This is a genomic window from Ancylobacter rudongensis (assembly GCF_900100155.1).
In the GTDB taxonomy this organism is placed as follows: Bacteria; Pseudomonadota; Alphaproteobacteria; order Rhizobiales; family Xanthobacteraceae; genus Ancylobacter; species Ancylobacter rudongensis.
Window position 1 is genome coordinate 87,455 of record NZ_FMTP01000005.1, and the last position, 17,405, is coordinate 104,859.

The window sequence follows — 17,405 nt, forward strand, 5'->3', positions numbered from 1 at the left end:
CCTCTCCGCTCCCGATGGGGAAGCCGCGCCGGGCGCACTTTCGTGTGAGGCCACGCCCGACCTCGCGCCGTGGCGAACGGGCGGGCTTGAAAATGCCCCTGCGGGGATTAGGCTTCTCTTCATGTGGATCGGACGCGAGCGCCCCCGGAACTCCGACGCCCCTGCGGGCGGGACCTTTCTTGACGGACAGATGCTGGTCGCCATGCCGGGCATGCGTGACGAGCGTTTCGCCCGGGCGGTGATCTATCTGTGCGCGCATTCGCCGGAAGGGGCGATGGGGATCGTGGTCAACCAGCCGGCCAGCCATGTGAATTTTCCCGATCTGCTGGTGCAGCTCGACGTCATCCCGCAAGAGGAGCGTATCCATCTGCCGCGCAGCGCCGGCGGGGTGAAGGTGCTGCGCGGAGGGCCTGTCGAGACCGGGCGCGGCTTCGTGCTGCACACCGCCGATTTCTTCATCCAGGATTCGACCCTGCCGATCGATGACGGCATCTGCCTGACGGCGACGCTCGACATTCTCAGGGCGATGGCAACCGGCAGCGGACCGGCGAACGCCATGCTGGCGCTCGGCTATGCCGGCTGGGCGCCGGGGCAGCTCGAAAACGAGATCCAGCAGAATGGCTGGCTGCATTGCCCGGCCGATTCGACTCTGGTGTTCGAGGCCGAGGCCGGCCAGAAATACGATCTGGCACTGCGCAAGATCGGCATCGACCCCGGCATGCTCTCCAGCGAGGCCGGCCACGCCTGAGCCGGCACGCGAGCCGGTCCGCACTTTGGGCCGCGCCTGCCTTCCGTGTCAGGCCTGGGTGGTCGGCGCGGATGCCGGTGTCACCGAAGGTGAGGCGGCCGGGCGGGCCGGCGCCTGCGGGGCTGCCGTGGCGACGGCCGGCTGAGCGGCGCGCTGCTTGGCTTCGACATGCTGCGCGGCCTCGGCGGCGCTGGCGGGACGGGCGGCGGCCAGCGGTGTGGTGGCCGATCCGGCGCCGGCACGAGCGCCGCGCGAGAGCTGGCGCCCGCGTTCGAGCAGCGAGGTCGGCGGCTGCTCGGGCTGCAGGCGCTTGCGCGCCTCGTCGGTCGTCAGCGCCTCGCCGAAGAAGCGGCCCTGGCCATAGCGGCAGCCGAGCTTGCCCAGCGCGGCGGCGACCTGCTCGCTTTCGACACCCTCGGCGATGATGTCCATGCCCAGATCCTGCGCCATGTTGACGATGGTGCGCAGGATGACAGGGCGCTGTGCCTTGTTGCCGCTGCGGCCCAGCGCCTTGGTGAAGGTTCGGTCGACCTTGATGCTGTCGAAGGGAAAGCGCTGGAGATAGGCGAGGGCCGAATAGCCGGAGCCGAAATCCTCCAGCGTCAGGCCGGCATCGAGCTCGCGCATGCGCAGGAGAATCTGCGCCGTATATTCCGGGTTCTCCATCGCCAGCGACTCGGAGAGCTCCAGCTTCAGCGTGCCCGGGGCGACGACATTGCGGGCGAGCACCGCCTTGAGGTCCTGCAGCATGTCGTGGCGCAGCATCTGGCGCGAGGAGATGTTGACCGAGACGAAGATCGGTTCGCCGCGCAGGGTTCGCTGCCAGACGCCGAGCTGGCGGGCGGCGGTGTCGAGCACGAATAGGCCGAGATCGACGATCAACCCCGTTTCCTCGGCGAGGCCGAGGAAGTCGTCGGCGGCCATGGTCCCCAGCGTGGGGTGCTGCCAGCGCATCACCGATTCGAAGCCGGCGATCCGGCGCGTGGCGAGATCGACGATGGGCTGGTAGAGAACGCTGATCTCGCCGCGTTGCAGCGCCTGGCGCAGGTCCTGCTCCATCGTCAGCCGGTCGAGTTTCTGCGTCCGCATGTTGGGCCGGAACACTTCGATGCGGTCGCCGCCGACGCGCTTGGCGAAGTACATCGCCAGCTCGGCATCCTTCAGCGTCTCCATCGGGGTGCGTTTCTGGCCGTCGGCGAGCAGCAGGCCGATGGAGGCGGTGATGAAGATCTCACGGTCGCCGAAGGTGATCGGCGCGCGCAGCGTGCGGCGCAGCGTGTCGGCGAAGGCGGTGATGCGCTCGGGGTCGCGCTCGGAGAGCAGGATCAGGGCGAAATGGTCGCTGCCCAGGCGCGCGAGCGTGTCCTGCTGCTTGACGAGGCGCATCAGGCGGCGGGCGACGGTGAGCAGGATGGAATCGCCCGCCGGCATGCCGAGCGAGGCGTTCACCTGCTTGAAGCGGTCGAGGTCGATCAGCATCACCGTCGGGCGGATCTGGTCGTCGCTGCGGGCGAGGCCGGCGGCGCCGGAGACGCGGTCGAGGAACAGCTCGCGATTGGGCAGGCCGGTCAGGTTGTCATGCACCGCGTCATGGAGCATGCGCTCCTCGGCGGTGCGGCTGTCGGTGACGTCGGAGAGCGTGCCGATGCAGCGCACCACCTCGCCATCGGTGCCGACCACCGGCCGGGCCCGCAGGTTGAACCAGAGATAATGGCCGTCATGCGCGCGCAGGCGGAAATCCTGGTCGATGCGCCCGCGCCGCTGGTCCAGCAGCCCGTCCAGCGTGGCGCGGAAGCGGTCGCGGTCGCCGGGATGGATGATGTCGAGCCAGCCGGCGGCCTCGGTCTCCAGCGTGCCCTGCTTGAGGCCCAGCATGTGCTCGGCCTCGGGGCTGACATGAATGCGGTCGGTGTCGACGTCCCAGTCCCAGACGATGTCGCCCGAACCCGCCACCGCCAGCGCCCGGCGCTCCAGCTCCTGCGCGCTGCCGGCGACCGAGCCGATGCCGGCGAAGGCGTGCTGCATCACGGTAAAGCCGATCAGCATGACGATGAGGACGAGGCCGCCGAGCAGCGCCGGGGCGACGAGATCGTTGCCGATGCGGCCCGACACCGCCATCCCGGCGGTGATCACCCACACCACCAGCAGGAACAGCGTCGGAATGATCAGCACCGCCCGGTCGTAGCGGTGCAGTGCCAGCCAGACGACCACGCCGAAGCCCATGAAGGAGACGACGAGCAGCGAGGGCCGGGCGATGCCGGCCGCCGCCGAGGGGTCGAGCAGGGCCAGGCCGACAATGGCGGCGAGGAACACCAGCCAGCCCGCCGTGATATGGGCGTAGCGCACATGCCAGCGGTTGAGGTTGAGATAGGCGAACAGGAACACGACAAGCGTCGCGGCGAGGATCGCCTCGCCCGCCGCGCGCCAGAATTGCTGCGCCAGCGGCGAGATGCCGAACACTTTCGACCAGAAGCCGAAATCGAGGCCGATATAGCCCAGCACCGCCCAGGCCAGCGCCGCCGCCGCCGGGAACATGGCGCTGCCCTTCACCACGAACAGGATGGTGAGAAAGAGCGCGAGCAGGCCGGCAATGCCGATGACGATGCCATTATACAGCGTGAAGCTGTTGACCTTGTCCTTGTAGGCCTCCGGCTCCCACAGATAGAGCTGCGGCAGGCCGCCATCGCCGAGCTCGGCCACCAGCGTCACCGTGGTGCCGGGGTCGAGGGTGAGGAAGAACACGTCGGCATCGGGCGCGTTCTGCAATTCGGGGCGGAAGCCCTGGCTCGTTGTCACATTGAGGATGCGGCGATTGCCGAGGTCCGGCCAGAACACGCCGGAGCCGACCATGCGGTAATGCGGGGCGACGATCAGCCGGTCGACCTGCTCGTCGGTGTTGTTGGCGAGGGCGAAGACGGCCCATTTGCTGCCATCCGGCCCGGTTGCCACCGAGCGCACCTCGATGCGGCGGACGATGCCGTCGGCGCCCGGCACGGTGGAAACCTGGATGCGGTCGGTGTCGCTGGTGCGGCGCTCAATGGCGGGGGCGAGGTCGACCACCGGGGCATCGAGCCGGATCGCCACCGCTTCCAGCGCCTGGGCGCCCGGCATGCCCAGGGCGAGCATCGCCAACAGCAGCGCCGCCACCACCGCGAACGCCCGGGCGACGGCCGGCCGGCGGGAGGGAAGACGCGGCGTTCCCCGCGACGGCACTGGACAAGCGATGAGCAAGCGAAATCCCCAGAAGACGGTCTTGGACGCCGCGCCGCCGGCTGCCGACGGCGAAGCGTCACGATGAGTAACGGTGCCCGGCGGCATGAGCAAGGCGGGAACGCCCCACCCGGCGCCGGCGTCGGGCTGGAAGGGAGGCGCCCGCTCCCCGCAACCGGGTCGTGATCGCAAACGCCATGCCCGGCTAATAGGCCGGGGCGGGCGCCCATGGCTTGACCCGCGCCTGCGCCTGCGCCCGCTGTTCGGGGGTGAGGGAGGCGACCAGCTTGTCGAGCATGGGATCGTCGAGCTTCTGCGCCTTGGCGGCGAGGTGCCAGGCGGCGGCGGCGATCACGTCCTTGGGAGCGCCCCGACCGGCGGAGAGAATACGGGCATAGCGGTTCTGCGCGATGGCATTGCCCTGTAGCGCCGCCTTGCGGAAAAGCGCGGCGGCGCGCTCCTCGTCCTTGGGCACGCCCGTGCCGTTGAACACGACGATGGCAAGCTCGGTGGTGGCGACATCGTTGCCGACCTCGCTGGCGCGCTGGAGCAGCCGGGCCGACTCGACAGCGTCCTGCGGCACGCCATTGCCGTCGCGGTAGAGCGTCGCCAGGGCGTAGAGGGCGTCCGGCTGGTCGCTCTCGGCCCCGCGCTTGAACCATTCGGCGGCGATGGCGGGCTCCTTCGGCGCCACCTCGCCCTGGAGATAGACAAGACCGAGATTATAAGCGGCACGCGCGCTGCCGGCTTCGGCGGCCCGGCGGAAGAAATCGACCGCCTGATCCTTGTTGGCGGTGGAGGCGGAGGCCATGAGAATGCCGCCAAGGGTGAAAAGCGCGTCGGGATTGCCCTTCGCCGCCGCCGCCTCATACCATTGACGCGCCGCCGTCGGGTCCTGGCGCACCCCATAGCCCTGGGAAAGCAACTCCGCCGCCAGCACCATGGAGACGGCATCCCCCTGCGCATTGGCACGGCTGACCGCGAGGTCGAGGGCCGTGCGGTACCGCCCGCGCTGAAAGGCGGTGTACGCCGGGTCGGGGTCCGCGCCCGACGGGGGCAGGGTCGTCGGGCTCGCCAGCCTGGGGGCGGCCGTATTCGGCGCGGCGCGCTTCACGGCACTGGGTGCCGTGTCGGCCGGCGACTGTCCCTGTGCCGCGCTCGCCGGGGCGGCCCATGCCAGGCACGCCAGCAGCGCGCCGGCCGGGAGGGCCATGTGTCGTCCGGGCGGGCGCGGCGGCATCAGGAGGCGTCCCCGGCAGGAACCAGACGCTCGGCCAGCGCCCGGGCGCCCTCGCGCGGCGCGTCGAAGACCAGCGTGTCCACCGCCACGAAATCGGCACCGGCGGCAACCAGCGCGGCCACTTCGTCCAGCGTGCGGGCATAGCCGACGCAGGGCGGCTCGAAGAGCTGCGCCCACCACTCGGTGCGCTCCAGCGTCGCTTCGAAGGGCGGGCGGCGCCCCTCGGCATCGGGCTCGCCGAACATCACATAATCGGCACCGTTTTCCGCCGCCGTCATGGCGTCGTGCTTGCTGCGCAGCCCGCCAGCGCCGGCGATGCCGTCAGGGCGCAGCGACGGCGCCGCGCCTTTCAGCGCCGCCGCCTCGTCGAAATGCGCGCCGTCGGCGCCAAGGGGAGCGACGAGCGCGGCGTTGCCGTCAACGAGCCCGGCGGCGCCGATGGCCTGGCAGGCCTCGATCAGCGGCGCCAGGGCCTGTGCCGCCGCGCCATCGCCCGGACGCAGCAGCACGGCCGCGATGTCGACCTCCTGCGCGGCCTGGCGGAGCGCCTCGGCCTGTGCCGCGATGCCGGCCGGATCGGCGAGGGCCGGCACGAGCACATAGAGGCGGGGCGCCGGTCGGGGCGGCGCGGAATCGGAGCGGGAGGAGGAACGTGCCATCAGGAAACAGTCTTGTGACGAGCCATGGGTGAAGCCATCGTGCAGGATGGCGGCGAAAGCACGGCACGCGCGCCTGACTGTCTAGCGCGCCCGCCCCTTGGCGGTCCAGTCAGGCGCCTGAACGCAGGGAGCGCCCGGCTGTGCCATAATGCGGTAACATTTTAACGGCGTTCTTTCCTCCCGTCATTTCGCGTCAGGCTCAGGCCAGCCTTATCGGCGCAGAATGGCGGTGATATTGGTTGGCCGGGCGGGTGTGCCTGGCCCGTCGCCGGATCGTTGCTACCCGTTGGGGGAAACATGCGCCATCATCCTCGTCCCGCTGCCGCGCTTGCGGCGGTGCTCGCCCTGAGCGTCACGCCGGCTCTCGCGCAGCAGCCGGCCGCGCCGGCGGCCACGACCGCTTCCACCGCCGCCCCGGCCTCGGCGATCCCGCCGGCGCTGGCCTGGCCGCGCAGTTTCGACCTCGGCGACAAGCTGCTGCAGGTCTACCAGCCGATGATCGAGCAGTGGAACGGCGATCAGATTTCCGGTCGCGCCGCCGTCGCCATCGGCCCGAAGCCGGACCTCGCCGCTTCCGGCGCGCCGGCGGCGGGCCCGACCTATGGCCTCGCCCGCTTCACCGCGCGGGTGGCGATCGACAAGCCGTCCAAGCTGGCACAGCTGAGCAATATCCGCATCACCTCGGTCGATGTGCCGACCGATTCCTCGCAGGACGCGGTGCTGCTGAACGCGCTGCAGTCGCGCATCTCGCCGCAGGGCATGACCTTCGCCCTCGACCATCTGATGACCAGCTACGCCGCGACCAAGCAGCTGGACAAGGAGATGACGCAGCCGGTGGAGAATACCCCGCCGCGCATCGTCTTCGCCCAGACGCCGACCCTGCTCGTGCTTGTGGCCGGCGAGCCGGTGCCGCGGCCGATCGACGGGGTGCAGGGCTTCCAGCGTATCGTCAATACCCAGCCGCTGATGCTGGTCGATGGCGCGGGCCTCTATCACCTGCAGGCCGCCGGCACCTGGTACCAGGCGCCCGCCATCACGGGGCCTTGGACCGTCACCGCCCAGCCGGACCCGGCGCTCGAGGCGGCCGGCAGCACCGCGACCTATGAGGAGCCGGCGCAGACCATGCTGCCGGCCAATGGCCAGAAGCCGGCGACGCCCCCGGCGATCATCGTCTCCACCACCCCTGCCGAGCTCGTCATCACTGCCGGCGCGCCGCAGATGACGCCGGTGGGCGGCACCTCGCTGCTGCGCGTCAGCAATGCCGACCACGCGATCATCCTCGATCCCGACAGCAACCAGTATTATGTGCTGATCTCGGGCCGCTGGTTCCGCGCCGCCGGCTTTGCCGGGCCGTGGAGCTTCGTGCCCGGCACCAGCCTGCCCGCCGGTTTCGCCCAGATCGCACCGACCGATCCGGCGGCCAATGCGCTGGTCGCGGTGCCCGGCACGCCGCAGGCGAAGGAGGCGGCGATTGCCGCCACCGTGCCGCAGACCGCCTCGATCAAGCGCGATACCCAGCTCACCATCAAATATGACGGCGGGGCGCCGAAGTTCGAGCCGATCAAGGGCACCATCCTGGCCTATGCGGCGAACACCCGCACGCCGGTGATCCAGCTCGACCCGGCGCGCTACTACGCGCTGTTCCAGGGCGCCTGGTTCGTCTCGACGACACCGACCGGCCCGTGGCTGGTCGCGGACGTGGTGCCGGACGCGATCTACACCATCCCGGTGTCCTCGCCGCTGCACTACGTCACCTATGTCCGCGTCTACGCCTCGACGGCGGATGTGGTGACGGTCGGCTACACGCCCGGCTATATGGGCGTGGTGATCGAGCCGGGCGGCACGGTGGTCTATGGCACCGGCTATAACTGCGTCGGCTATATCGGCACCTACTGGTATGGCTGCCCCGCCACATATGGTTATGACGCCGCTTTCGTCTGGACCGGCGGCTTCGGCTTCGGCTACGACGCCGCGTTCGGCTGGGGGGCGATGTATCCCTGGTGGGGCCCCTATTGGCGGCCCGGCCCGTGGGGCGGCCCCTGGGCGGGCGTCGACATTGCCCGCACCAACATCTATGGCGCCTGGGGCGGGGCGGCGACGTGGGATCACGCCTGGGGCGTCGGTCCGTATGGCACCGCCTGGGGCGCCAATGCCGTGCATGGCGTGACCGGCTGGGGCACCGACTTCGCCGGGCGCTCAGGGGCCGCCTTCAACCCCTGGACCGGAAACTATGCCGCCGGCCGCTCGGCCGCCTTCTTCAATCCCTATACCGGCGCGCATGGCGAGGCGCGTGCGGGTGTGGCGGGCAATGCCTATACCGGCAATGCCGTCGCGGGTCGTGAATCGGCCGGCTACAACCCGACGACCGGCATCGGCCATGCCTCGCAGACGGGCGTGGTCGACAATGATGGCCATGTCAGCGTCGACAGCCGCGGCGTCGCCGGCAATGCCAAGACCGGCAATGGCGTCGCCTGGAACAACGGCAACATCTACACCGATCATGACGGCTCGATTCACCAGTACGACGCCGATAATGGCTGGCAGCACCAGTCGATCGACGGCTGGAAGAACACCACCGATGCCGACCAGATCGGCCGGCTCGACCAGCAGCGCCAGTATCAGGGCTATGGCGACGCCCGCGCCGACAGCTTTGCCCGGTCCGGCGGCTATGACGGCTTCGGCGGCGGCGACCATTATGGCGGCGGCTATGGCGGCGGCTTCCACGACGGCTTCGGCGGCGGCGGCGGCGGTTTTGGCGGCGGCTTCCATGGTGGCTTTGGCGGCGGCTTCGGCGGCGGGCGCCGCTGAGCCGGACCCGTCCAACAGGCCTAGCAACACATCATCCCCGGCCATGTGCCGGGGATTCTTTTTTCGCCGTGGCCGGCGGCAAGCAACGCCAGTGGCTCAGCCCATCCGGCCCGAGATATAGCTGAGGGTGCGCTCCTCGCGCGGCGCGGAAAACAGCTGGGTGGTCGCACCGAACTCGACCAGCTCGCCGAGATAGAGAAACGCGGTGTAATCGGCGATCCGCGCCGCCTGCTGCAGATTGTGGGTGACGATGACGAGGGTGCTCACACTCTTGAGCTCCTCCATCGTCTCCTCGATCCTGGCGGTGGAGATCGGGTCGAGCGCCGAGCACGGCTCGTCGAGCAGGATCACTTCCGGCCGCACCGCCATGGTACGCGCGAGGCACAGGCGCTGCTGCTGGCCGCCGGACAGGCTGAGGGCGGAATGGTCGAGCAGGCCGCCGACCTCTTCCCACAGCGCCGCCCGGCGCAGCGCATCCTCCACCCGCTGGTCGAGCTGTACCTTGGTCAGTTCCTCGTTGAGGCGCATGCCGATCGCGACATTGTCATAGATCGACATCGGGAAGGGGGAGGGCTTCTGCGTGACCATGCCGACGCGCCGGCGCAGCGTCAGCACATCCACATCGGGGGCGAGAATGTTCTGCCCGTCGAGCAGCACCTGTCCCTCGACATGCTGGTCCTCATAAAGGTCGGCCATGCGGTTCAGCACCCGTAGCAGCGTGGACTTGCCGCAGCCGGAAGGCCCGATCAGCGCCGTCACGCGGTTGGCGTGGATGGGGAAGGAGATGTCGTGCAGCGCCGGCGTGGAGCCGAAGCGGAAGCCGACATGGCGGATGTCCAGCTTCACCGGGCTCGGCGAGGGCTCGCCGGCCCGGGCGGAGAAAGGGGCGAGGCCGTGCGGATCGACGCCGCCGGGCGGAAGGCTCGTCTTGAGATCGTGTCGCACGCGCGTCTCTCCCTTGCCATGATGCCAAGGTTAGAGACTGGGAACATGCACGCCTTGCGCAAGGTCAAGGTGAGATAAAAGTCGATCGGTCGACTATAAGCCGACAAATAAAAGACGCCGCCTTGCGGCGGCGTCCTGCAGTCGTGAGAAGAGAGCCCGATCAGGCGGCTTTCTGCTGCTCGCTCTCCGGCGTCCACTGGCCCAGCGCGGCGAGATAGTTCATCCGGGCGCGGTGGGTGAAGGCGGCCTGGCCGGCGGCGACGTTCTCCGGCTTGCCGGACCATGCCTTCTGCGGCGCGGCCTGGAGGGCGCGGCCATAGGAGAAGGTGAGGTTCCACGGCAGCCCGCCGCCACGGATCATGGCGTCGAGATGGGCGGTGGCCTCCTCGTCCGACTGGCCGCCGGAGAGGAAGGCGACGCTGGGGACGGCGCTCGGCACGCAGTTCTTGAGGCAGCGCACGGTCTTGGCCGCGACTTCCTCGACCGAGGCCTGCTTCTGCGCCTTGCGGCCGGCGATGACCATGTTCGGCTTCAGCACCATGCCTTCAAGCTTCACGCGGCCATAGAAGAGCTGCTGGAACACTTCCTTCAGCACCCATTCGGTCACGTCGTAGCAGCGGTCGATGTCGTGATCGCCATCCATCAGCACTTCCGGCTCGACGATCGGCACGATGCCGGCCGCCTGCGCCAGCGCCGCATAGCGGGCGAGCGCCTGCGCATTGGCGAGGATCGAGGTGTAGCTGGGAATGTGCTGGCCGATATCGATCACCGCCCGCCATTTGGCGAAGCGGGCGCCGAGATCGTAATATTCCTTGAAGCGGCCGGCGAGGCCGTCGAGCCCCTCGGTGATGGTCTCGCCGGGGCAGCCCGGCTGCGGCTGGGCACCGAGATCGACCTTGATGCCGGGAATGGAACCGGCGGCCTCGATCAGCGAGACCAGCGTGGTGCCATCCTGCGCCTTCTGGCGGATGGTTTCGTCGAACAGGATGACGCCCGAAATGTATTGCTTCATCGCCTCGGAGCGGAACAGCATCTCGCGGTAATCGCGCCGATTTTCGAACGTGGATTCGACGCCGATGGCATCGAAGCGCTTCTTGATGGTGCTGGCGCTCTCATCCGCCGCCAGGAGGCCCTTGCCACCCGCCGCTAGCTTATACGCAACCTCTTCGAGGCTTGCCGTCATGTCTCTCTCTCCCGCGCGAAACTGACCGTCCGGCACCGCGACCGGATCGAACGCGGGGCCGGACCTGTCGGATACTAGCACCGGGCGGCGCGATCCTGAATGACAGGACCACGCCGCCCAGGCGTCGTTCAACGTCTCAGGGCTTCGACGCCCGGCAGGGGCTTGCCCTCAAGCCATTCGAGGAAGGCGCCGCCCGCCGTCGACACATAGGTGAAGCGGTCCGCCACCCCGGCATGGTTGAGCGCGGCCACCGTGTCGCCGCCGCCCGCTACCGACAGAAGTCCGCCGGCGTCCGTGAGTTCCGCCGCCGCCCGCGCAACCGCCACCGTCGCCGTGTCGAAGGGCGGCAGCTCGAAGGCGCCGAACGGGCCGTTCCAGACGATGGTCCTGGCGTCCTTCAGCCGGGCCACGACGTTTTCCACCGAGGCCGGGCCGGCATCGAGCATCATCTCGTCCGGCCGGATGTCATCGACCGAGGCGACGCGGTGCGGCGCGTTGGCCTTGAACTCGGTGGCGGCGAGCGCGTCGACCGGCAGCACGATCTCGCAGCCGGCGGCCTTGGCCTTGTCGAGGATGTCCAGCGCGGTACCGGCCAGCTCGTGCTCGCACAGCGACTTGCCGACATCCTTGCCCTGCGCGGCGAGGAAGGTATTGGCCATGCCGCCGCCGATCACCAGAATATCGACCTTGGCGACCAGATTGCCGAGCAGGTCCAGCTTCGACGACACCTTGGCGCCGCCGACGACGGCCAGCACCGGGCGCTCGGGCTTCTCCAGCGCCTTGGCCAGCGCCTCGATCTCCTCCTGCATGCAGCGGCCGGCAAAGGCCGGCAGCTTGTGCGCGAGGCCTTCGGTCGAGGCATGGGCGCGGTGGGCGGTGGCGAAGGCGTCGTTGACATAGAGGTCGCCGAGGCCGGCCAGCGCCGCCACGAAGTCCGGGTCGTTCTTTTCTTCGCGCTTGTCGAAACGGGTGTTTTCCAGCAGCAGCACGTCGCCGGGCTGGAGCTTCGCGACCGCCGCCTCGGCCACCGGGCCGATGGTGGCGGGGGCGAAGGCGACCGGCTTGCCGAGCCGGCTCGCCACTTCCTGGGCGATGAACCCAAGCGACAGCGCCGGGTCCTCGCCCTTGGGGCGGCCGAAATGGGCGAGCAGGATGACCTTGCCGCCCTTGTCGGAGATTTCGCGGATGGTGGGCAGCACGGCCTGGATGCGGGTGTCGTCGGTGACGCGGCCATTATCGACCGGCACGTTCAGATCGACGCGCACGAGCACGCGCTTATTGGCGACGTCGGCGTCGTCGAGGGTGCGAAAGGCGGAGGCCTCGCTCATGGTCTTCTCCCTTGGATTGTTGATCTTGGAAGCGAAACGGCCGGGCCTCCTTGGCGGGAGACCCGGCCGGGCCGGATTTCAGATCAGCTTTCCGAGGGCGACCGCCGTGTCGGACATGCGGTTCGAGAAACCCCATTCATTGTCGTACCAGGACAGCACCCGGACGAAATTGCCTTCCAGCACCTTGGTCTGGTCGAGGTGGAAGATCGAGGAATGGGGGTCGTGGTTGAAATCGGTGGAGACGTTCGGCTGGTCGGTGAAGCCGAGAACGCCCTTGAGCGGACCGCTCGCGGCGGCGGCCTTGATCGCCTCGTTGATCTCCTCCTTCGTCACCTTCTTCTTGGCGACGAACTTGAAGTCGACGACCGAGACGTTCGGGGTCGGCACGCGGATCGAGGTGCCGTCCAGCCGGCCGGCGAGCTCGGGCAGCACGAGGCCGACGGCCTTGGCGGCGCCCGTCGTGGTCGGGATCATCGAAAGCGCCGCAGCGCGGGCGCGGTAGAGATCCTTGTGCATGGTGTCCAGCGTCGGCTGGTCACCTGTGTAGGAGTGGATCGTCGTCATGAAGCCGTGGTCGATGCCGACGGCGTCATTCAGCACCTTGGCCACCGGCGCGAGGCAATTGGTGGTGCAGGAGGCGTTGGAGACGACCAGATGATCCTTGGTCAGCTTGTCGTGGTTGACGCCGAAGACGACCGTCAGGTCGGCGCCTTCCGCCGGGGCGGAAACCAGCACGCGCTTGGCGCCGGCCGCGAGGTGGGCGGCAGCCTTGTCGCGCGCGGTGAAAATGCCGGTGCATTCGAGCGCGATATCCACGCCGAGCGCGGTGTGCGGCAGTTCGGCCGGATTGCGCACCGCCGTCACCTTGATCGGGCCGCGACCGACGTCGATCGTGTCGCCGTCGACCGTCACCGTGCCGTTGAACCGGCCATGGACGCTGTCGAAGCGGAACAGGTGGGCATTGGTCTCGACCGGGCCGAGATCATTGATGGCGACGACTTCGATATCGGTGCGCCCGGACTCGATGATGGCCCGCAGCACATTGCGACCGATGCGTCCAAAGCCGTTGATGGCAACCTTGAGCGTCATGCGTTTAATCCCCAGGTAAGCTTTATCATCATGATCCGCGCGAGGGCCTCATAGCGCGGCGATTGCCAGGACACCAGTCGCTCTTTTGACGCTGCTTGCTGGGCGCAGGGCTGGCGCATTATGTATGCGCCAGCCGCATAGCTTGTCGGGCGTGTTCAGCGCTTGAGGCGGCTGAGCGCGGTCGCCACCACGGCTTCGACGGTGATGCCGAAATGGGCGAACACCTCGGGAGCCGGGCCGGAGGCACCGAAGCCCCGCATGCCGATAAAGGCAGCGTCGGAGCCGACGATCTCGTCCCAGCCCTGGCGGATCAGGGCTTCGACCGCGATCTTCACCGGCGCCGTGCCCACCACCTGACGGCGGCTTTCCTCGGGCTGGTTCAGGAACAGCTCGAAGCAGGGCACGGAGACGACGCGGGTCGGCACGCCCTGCGCTTCCAGCTGCTCGCGGGCCTTCATCACCAGCGAGACTTCCGAGCCGGAGGCGAAGAGCGTGACCTGCGCCTCGTCGGAGGCGCTCGCCAGCTCATAGGCACCGCGCGCGGTGAGGCAGCGCTCGCTGTCGTCGGTGCGCAGCAGCGGCAGGTTCTGGCGCGTCAGCGCCATCACGCTCGGGCCGGTCTTGTGCTCCAGCGCCAGCTTCCAGGCTTCCGCCGTTTCCACCGTGTCGCAGGGGCGGAAGACAAGGAGGTTCGGAATGGCGCGCAGCGCGGCGATCTGCTCGACCGGCTGGTGGGTCGGGCCGTCCTCGCCCACGCCGATCGAATCATGCGTGAACACATAGACCACGCGCACGCCCATCAGCGCCGCGAGGCGGATGGAGGGGCGGCAATAGTCGGAGAAGACGAGGAAGGTGCCGCCATAGGGGATGAAGCCGCCATGCAGGGCGATTCCGTTCATCGCCGCGGCCATGCCGTGCTCGCGAATGCCCCAGTTCACATAGCGGCCGTCATATTTCGGCGGCTCGACATAGACCGAGGTGGCCTTGGTCTTCGTGTTGTTGGAGTGGGTGAGGTCGGCCGAGCCGCCCACCATTTCCGGCAACGCCGCCGTGAGGGCTTCCAGCACGATCTCGGAGGATTTGCGGGTGGCCACGGCCCCGCCATCGGCACGGGCCTTGGCGATGACAGCGGCGACCGTCTCGCCCAGCTTGGAGGGCAGGTCGCCGCGCACGCGCCGCTCGAACTCGCCGCGCAGCTCGACATCGGCCTCGCTGAGCCGCTGGTTCCAGTTCTTGTGCGCCTGGCGCGAGCGCAGGCCGGCGAGGCGCCACGCGTCGAGCACGTCGCTGGGAATGACGAAGGGCTCGTATTCCCAGTTGAGGAAGGCGCGGGCCGCGGCGATCTCGGCGGCGCCGAGCGGGGCGCCGTGAACGGCATTGGTGCCGCCTTTGTTGGGCGCGCCATAGCCGATGGTGGTGTGGCAGGCGATCAGCGTCGGCTTGTCGCTGGTCTTGGCGGCTTCCAGCGCGGCAAGGATGGCGTCCGGGTCATGGCCGTCGACGCGGGTCGCGTGCCAGCCCGAGGCCTCGAAGCGGGCGAGCTGGTCGGTCGCGACCGAGAGCGCGGTGGAGCCGTCGATGGTGATGTGGTTGTCGTCCCACAGCACAGTGAGCTTGTTCAGCTTCTGGCGGCCGGCGATCTCGATCGCCTCCTCCGAGATGCCTTCCATCAGGCAGCCATCGCCGCAGATGACATAGGTGTGGTGGTCGACCAGGTCTGAGCCGAACTGGGCGGCGAGCATGCGCTCGCCGAGCGCGAAGCCGACCGAATTGGCAAGGCCCTGGCCGAGCGGCCCGGTGGTGGTCTCGATGCCGACCGTATGGCCATATTCGGGATGGCCGGGCGTGCGCGAGCCAAGCTGGCGGAAATTCTTGATGTCGTCGATCGACATGCCCTCATAGCCCGTGAGGTAGAGCAGGGCGTAGATGAGCATCGAGCCGTGGCCGGCGGAGAGGATGAAGCGATCCCGGTCCGGCCAGTGCGGGTCGGTCGGGTCGTATTTCAGCACCTTGCCGAACAGGACAGTGGCGACGTCCGCCATTCCCATGGGCATGCCCGGATGGCCGGAATTGGCGGCTTCGACGGCGTCCATGGCCAGTGCCCGAATGGCATTGGCCATGCGATCGTGCTTCTCGCGGTTCGACATGAGGACGGATGTCTCCGAGGCAGATGGGTTGCTGTGTCAGGGCGCGACGTTTCGAGGCCGCAGGCCGGGCGGCGTTGCTCCCGGGCGGGCCAGCTCAGCATGCGGGCGGGGGCCGGCGAGTGATAGCACCACCGGGCGCGCTGTCAAAGACAGGCGTGTGACGACAGGCCCGCGACAGCCTCTGTCGGCCGCCCTTGCCGGCCGCCGAGGCACGGAAGCTGTGTGTCGTTTGCGCCCGGGGCGCGTTAGTTGACGCGGTTTCCCCCCGCAGGCTCAATATCGCCGGAATCGTTCGGCGATGAATCGCTTCACGACGGCTGCCCTTGCCGGGCGAATGAACGGAGACGTCATGAACGCGCCCGAGGCGGGTGAACCGACGAGCGTACTGGAAGCGGCGATGCGGCGTTTCGATAGTGCGGTCGATGCGCTCGAAGGCGCGATCGAGCGCCGGCTGGAGGTGGAGCGGCAGGAAGCCGCGCTCGCCCAGCAGCTTCATGTCCTCGGGGCCGACCGTTCGCGCCTCGCCGACGCTCTCGACGGCGCGCAGGCTCGCGCCGACCGCCTCGATACCGCCAATGACGAGGTAGCGCGCCGCCTCGGCAGCGCCATGGAAACCATTCGCGCGGTGCTCGCCGCGCAGGAACGCTAAGGGGCGGCTATGGCGTATGTGACCATCAGCATCGGCGGGCGCGCCTATCGCATGGCCTGCGACGACGGCCAGGAAGACCACCTCAGCGGGCTCGGCGAGGAGGTCGATGCCCGCATCGACCAGCTGCGCGTCGCCTTTGGCGAGATCGGCGACCAGCGCCTGAGCATCATGGCCGCGATCACCATCGCCGATGAACTGAGCGAGGCGCGCCGGCGGCTGGCCGCGCTGGAGCAGGAGGCCGCCGCCGAACGCGCCGCCCGCAGCGCCGCGACCCAGCGGCTCGGCGAGACCGAGGCGCGGCTGGCCCGCAGCGTCGCCTCCGCCGCCGAGCGGCTGGAGCGCCTGACCCGGGAACTGGGCACCAGCCCGTCCGGCGGCGTGGGGATGGGCTGAAAGCTGTTGCGGCGGTGCGGGTTTGCGCCTGCCGCCTTTCGCCGCCGCGCCCCGGGCGGCGGGCCTGACGGGCTTGACGCGGTTCGCCGCGCGGCGCACAGGAGCAGACCGTTCTCTGGCTGCCGATCGCGCTTCATCTGGAATTTGACATGATCCGTACTCCCCTGATGACCGTCATGGTCCAGGCCGTCCGCAAGGCTGGCCGCTCCCTGATCCGCGATTTCGGTGAGGTCGAGAACCTGCAGGTGTCGCTCAAGGGCCCGGCCAATTTCGTCTCCAACGCCGACCGCAAGGCCGAGCGCATCCTCCAGGACGAGCTGACCAAGGCGCGCCCGAGCTACGGCTTCATCATGGAGGAGAGTGGGGAGGTCGACGGGGCCGACGAGAGCCATCGCTGGATCATCGACCCGCTCGACGGCACCACCAATTTCCTGCACGGCATCCCGCTGTTCTGCGTCTCGCTGGCGCTGGCGCGCGACGGCGTGCCGGTGGCGGGGGTGATCTACAACCCGGTCACGGACGAGCTTTTCGTCGCCGAGAAGGGCGCCGGCGCCTTCATGAACGACCGGCGCATCCGCGTCGCCGCCCGGCGCAACCTGGCCGATGCCGTGGTGTGCTGCGGCCTGCCGCATATGGGCCGCGGCGACTTCGCGCAGTTCGGCCGTGAATATGCGACCATTGCCCCGAAGGTGGCGGGCCTGCGCCGCACCGGCACCGCCGCGCTCGATCTTGCCTGGGTCGCCGCCGGCCGCTTCGACGCCTTCTGGGAGCGGGGCCTCAGCCCCTGGGACATGGCGGCCGGAATCGTGCTGGTGCGCGAGGCGGGCGGCTATGTCTCCGATCTCGACGGCGGCGACAAGATGCTGGCCAAGGGCGACATCATCGTCGGCAACGACACGGTGCGCCGCGACCTTCTCGCGCTCGTAAGCAAGGCGTAGAGAAAGCCGTAACGGTAAAAAGATAGCGCCGGTCCATCTGGGTTCTGCGGCGTTCCTTTTCCGTGCGT

General features: G+C 68.8%; 13 protein-coding genes. 5 read left to right on the top strand and 8 right to left on the bottom strand.

Annotation, left to right across the window (positions count from 1 at the left end):
- The first annotated feature begins 121 nt into the window (after positions 1-121).
- Positions 122-748 (top strand): YqgE/AlgH family protein, encoded by a 627-nt coding sequence (locus BLO63_RS13825; RefSeq protein WP_091441590.1) that lies wholly within the window; start codon positions 122-124, stop codon positions 746-748.
- Positions 749-796: 48 nt separating this feature from the next.
- Here the strand turns inward: BLO63_RS13825 and BLO63_RS13830 are convergent, their stop codons facing one another.
- The 3 genes from BLO63_RS13830 to BLO63_RS13840 all read right to left on the bottom strand — a co-directional run bounded on the left by BLO63_RS13830 (position 797) and on the right by BLO63_RS13840 (position 5,857).
- Positions 797-3,874 carry an EAL domain-containing protein gene (locus tag BLO63_RS13830; RefSeq protein ID WP_244517890.1) on the bottom strand — a complete coding sequence of 1,026 codons (3,078 nt, stop codon included), beginning with the start codon at positions 3,872-3,874 and terminating at the stop codon, positions 797-799.
- A gap of 289 nt (positions 3,875-4,163) precedes the next feature.
- The gene (locus BLO63_RS13835) at positions 4,164-5,171 is read right to left on the bottom strand and encodes a tetratricopeptide repeat protein (protein ID WP_244517875.1); all 1,008 of its coding nucleotides are present in this window, start codon (positions 5,169-5,171) and stop codon (positions 4,164-4,166) included.
- A gap of 26 nt (positions 5,172-5,197) precedes the next feature.
- Entirely contained in the window at positions 5,198-5,857 is a 660-nt protein-coding gene (locus tag BLO63_RS13840) for a thiamine phosphate synthase (protein ID WP_091441593.1), read from the bottom strand.
- Between the two features lie 297 nt (positions 5,858-6,154).
- On the opposite strand from BLO63_RS13840, the gene BLO63_RS13845 reads away from it, so the two are divergent.
- Positions 6,155-8,665 (top strand): carbohydrate-binding family V/XII, encoded by a 2,511-nt coding sequence (locus BLO63_RS13845; RefSeq protein WP_091441595.1) that lies wholly within the window; start codon positions 6,155-6,157, stop codon positions 8,663-8,665.
- Between the two features lie 96 nt (positions 8,666-8,761).
- Here BLO63_RS13845 and pstB read toward each other — a convergent pair whose 3' ends face one another.
- The 5 genes from pstB to tkt all read right to left on the bottom strand — a co-directional run bounded on the left by pstB (position 8,762) and on the right by tkt (position 15,357).
- A complete protein-coding gene (gene pstB / locus BLO63_RS13850; RefSeq protein ID WP_425284336.1) occupies positions 8,762-9,610 on the bottom strand; it encodes a phosphate ABC transporter ATP-binding protein PstB in 849 nt (282 codons plus the stop codon).
- 160 nt (positions 9,611-9,770) lie between these two features.
- Positions 9,771-10,793 (bottom strand): class I fructose-bisphosphate aldolase, encoded by a 1,023-nt coding sequence (locus BLO63_RS13855; RefSeq protein WP_091441597.1) that lies wholly within the window; start codon positions 10,791-10,793, stop codon positions 9,771-9,773.
- 128 nt (positions 10,794-10,921) lie between these two features.
- Positions 10,922-12,121: a phosphoglycerate kinase gene (locus tag BLO63_RS13860; RefSeq protein ID WP_091441599.1), complete on the bottom strand. Its 1,200-nt coding sequence runs from the start codon at positions 12,119-12,121 to the stop codon at positions 10,922-10,924.
- 78 nt (positions 12,122-12,199) lie between these two features.
- Positions 12,200-13,210: a type I glyceraldehyde-3-phosphate dehydrogenase gene (gap, locus tag BLO63_RS13865; protein ID WP_091441600.1), complete on the bottom strand. Its 1,011-nt coding sequence runs from the start codon at positions 13,208-13,210 to the stop codon at positions 12,200-12,202.
- 155 nt (positions 13,211-13,365) lie between these two features.
- The gene (gene tkt, locus BLO63_RS13870; protein ID WP_091441602.1) at positions 13,366-15,357 is read right to left on the bottom strand and encodes a transketolase; all 1,992 of its coding nucleotides are present in this window, start codon (positions 15,355-15,357) and stop codon (positions 13,366-13,368) included.
- A gap of 349 nt (positions 15,358-15,706) precedes the next feature.
- Here tkt and BLO63_RS13875 point away from each other — a divergent pair, with 349 nt between their 5' ends.
- The 3 genes from BLO63_RS13875 to BLO63_RS13885 all read left to right on the top strand — a co-directional run bounded on the left by BLO63_RS13875 (position 15,707) and on the right by BLO63_RS13885 (position 17,337).
- Positions 15,707-16,006 carry a DUF4164 domain-containing protein gene (locus BLO63_RS13875; RefSeq protein WP_091441603.1) on the top strand — a complete coding sequence of 100 codons (300 nt, stop codon included), beginning with the start codon at positions 15,707-15,709 and terminating at the stop codon, positions 16,004-16,006.
- Positions 16,007-16,015: 9 nt separating this feature from the next.
- Positions 16,016-16,399 (top strand): cell division protein ZapA, encoded by a 384-nt coding sequence (locus BLO63_RS13880; RefSeq protein WP_091441605.1) that lies wholly within the window; start codon positions 16,016-16,018, stop codon positions 16,397-16,399.
- A 149-nt stretch (positions 16,400-16,548) separates the two neighbouring features.
- Complete coding sequence (locus BLO63_RS13885) at positions 16,549-17,337, top strand: inositol monophosphatase family protein (RefSeq protein WP_205409336.1); 789 nt, start codon at positions 16,549-16,551, stop codon at positions 17,335-17,337.
- The last annotated feature ends 68 nt before the right edge of the window (positions 17,338-17,405 follow it).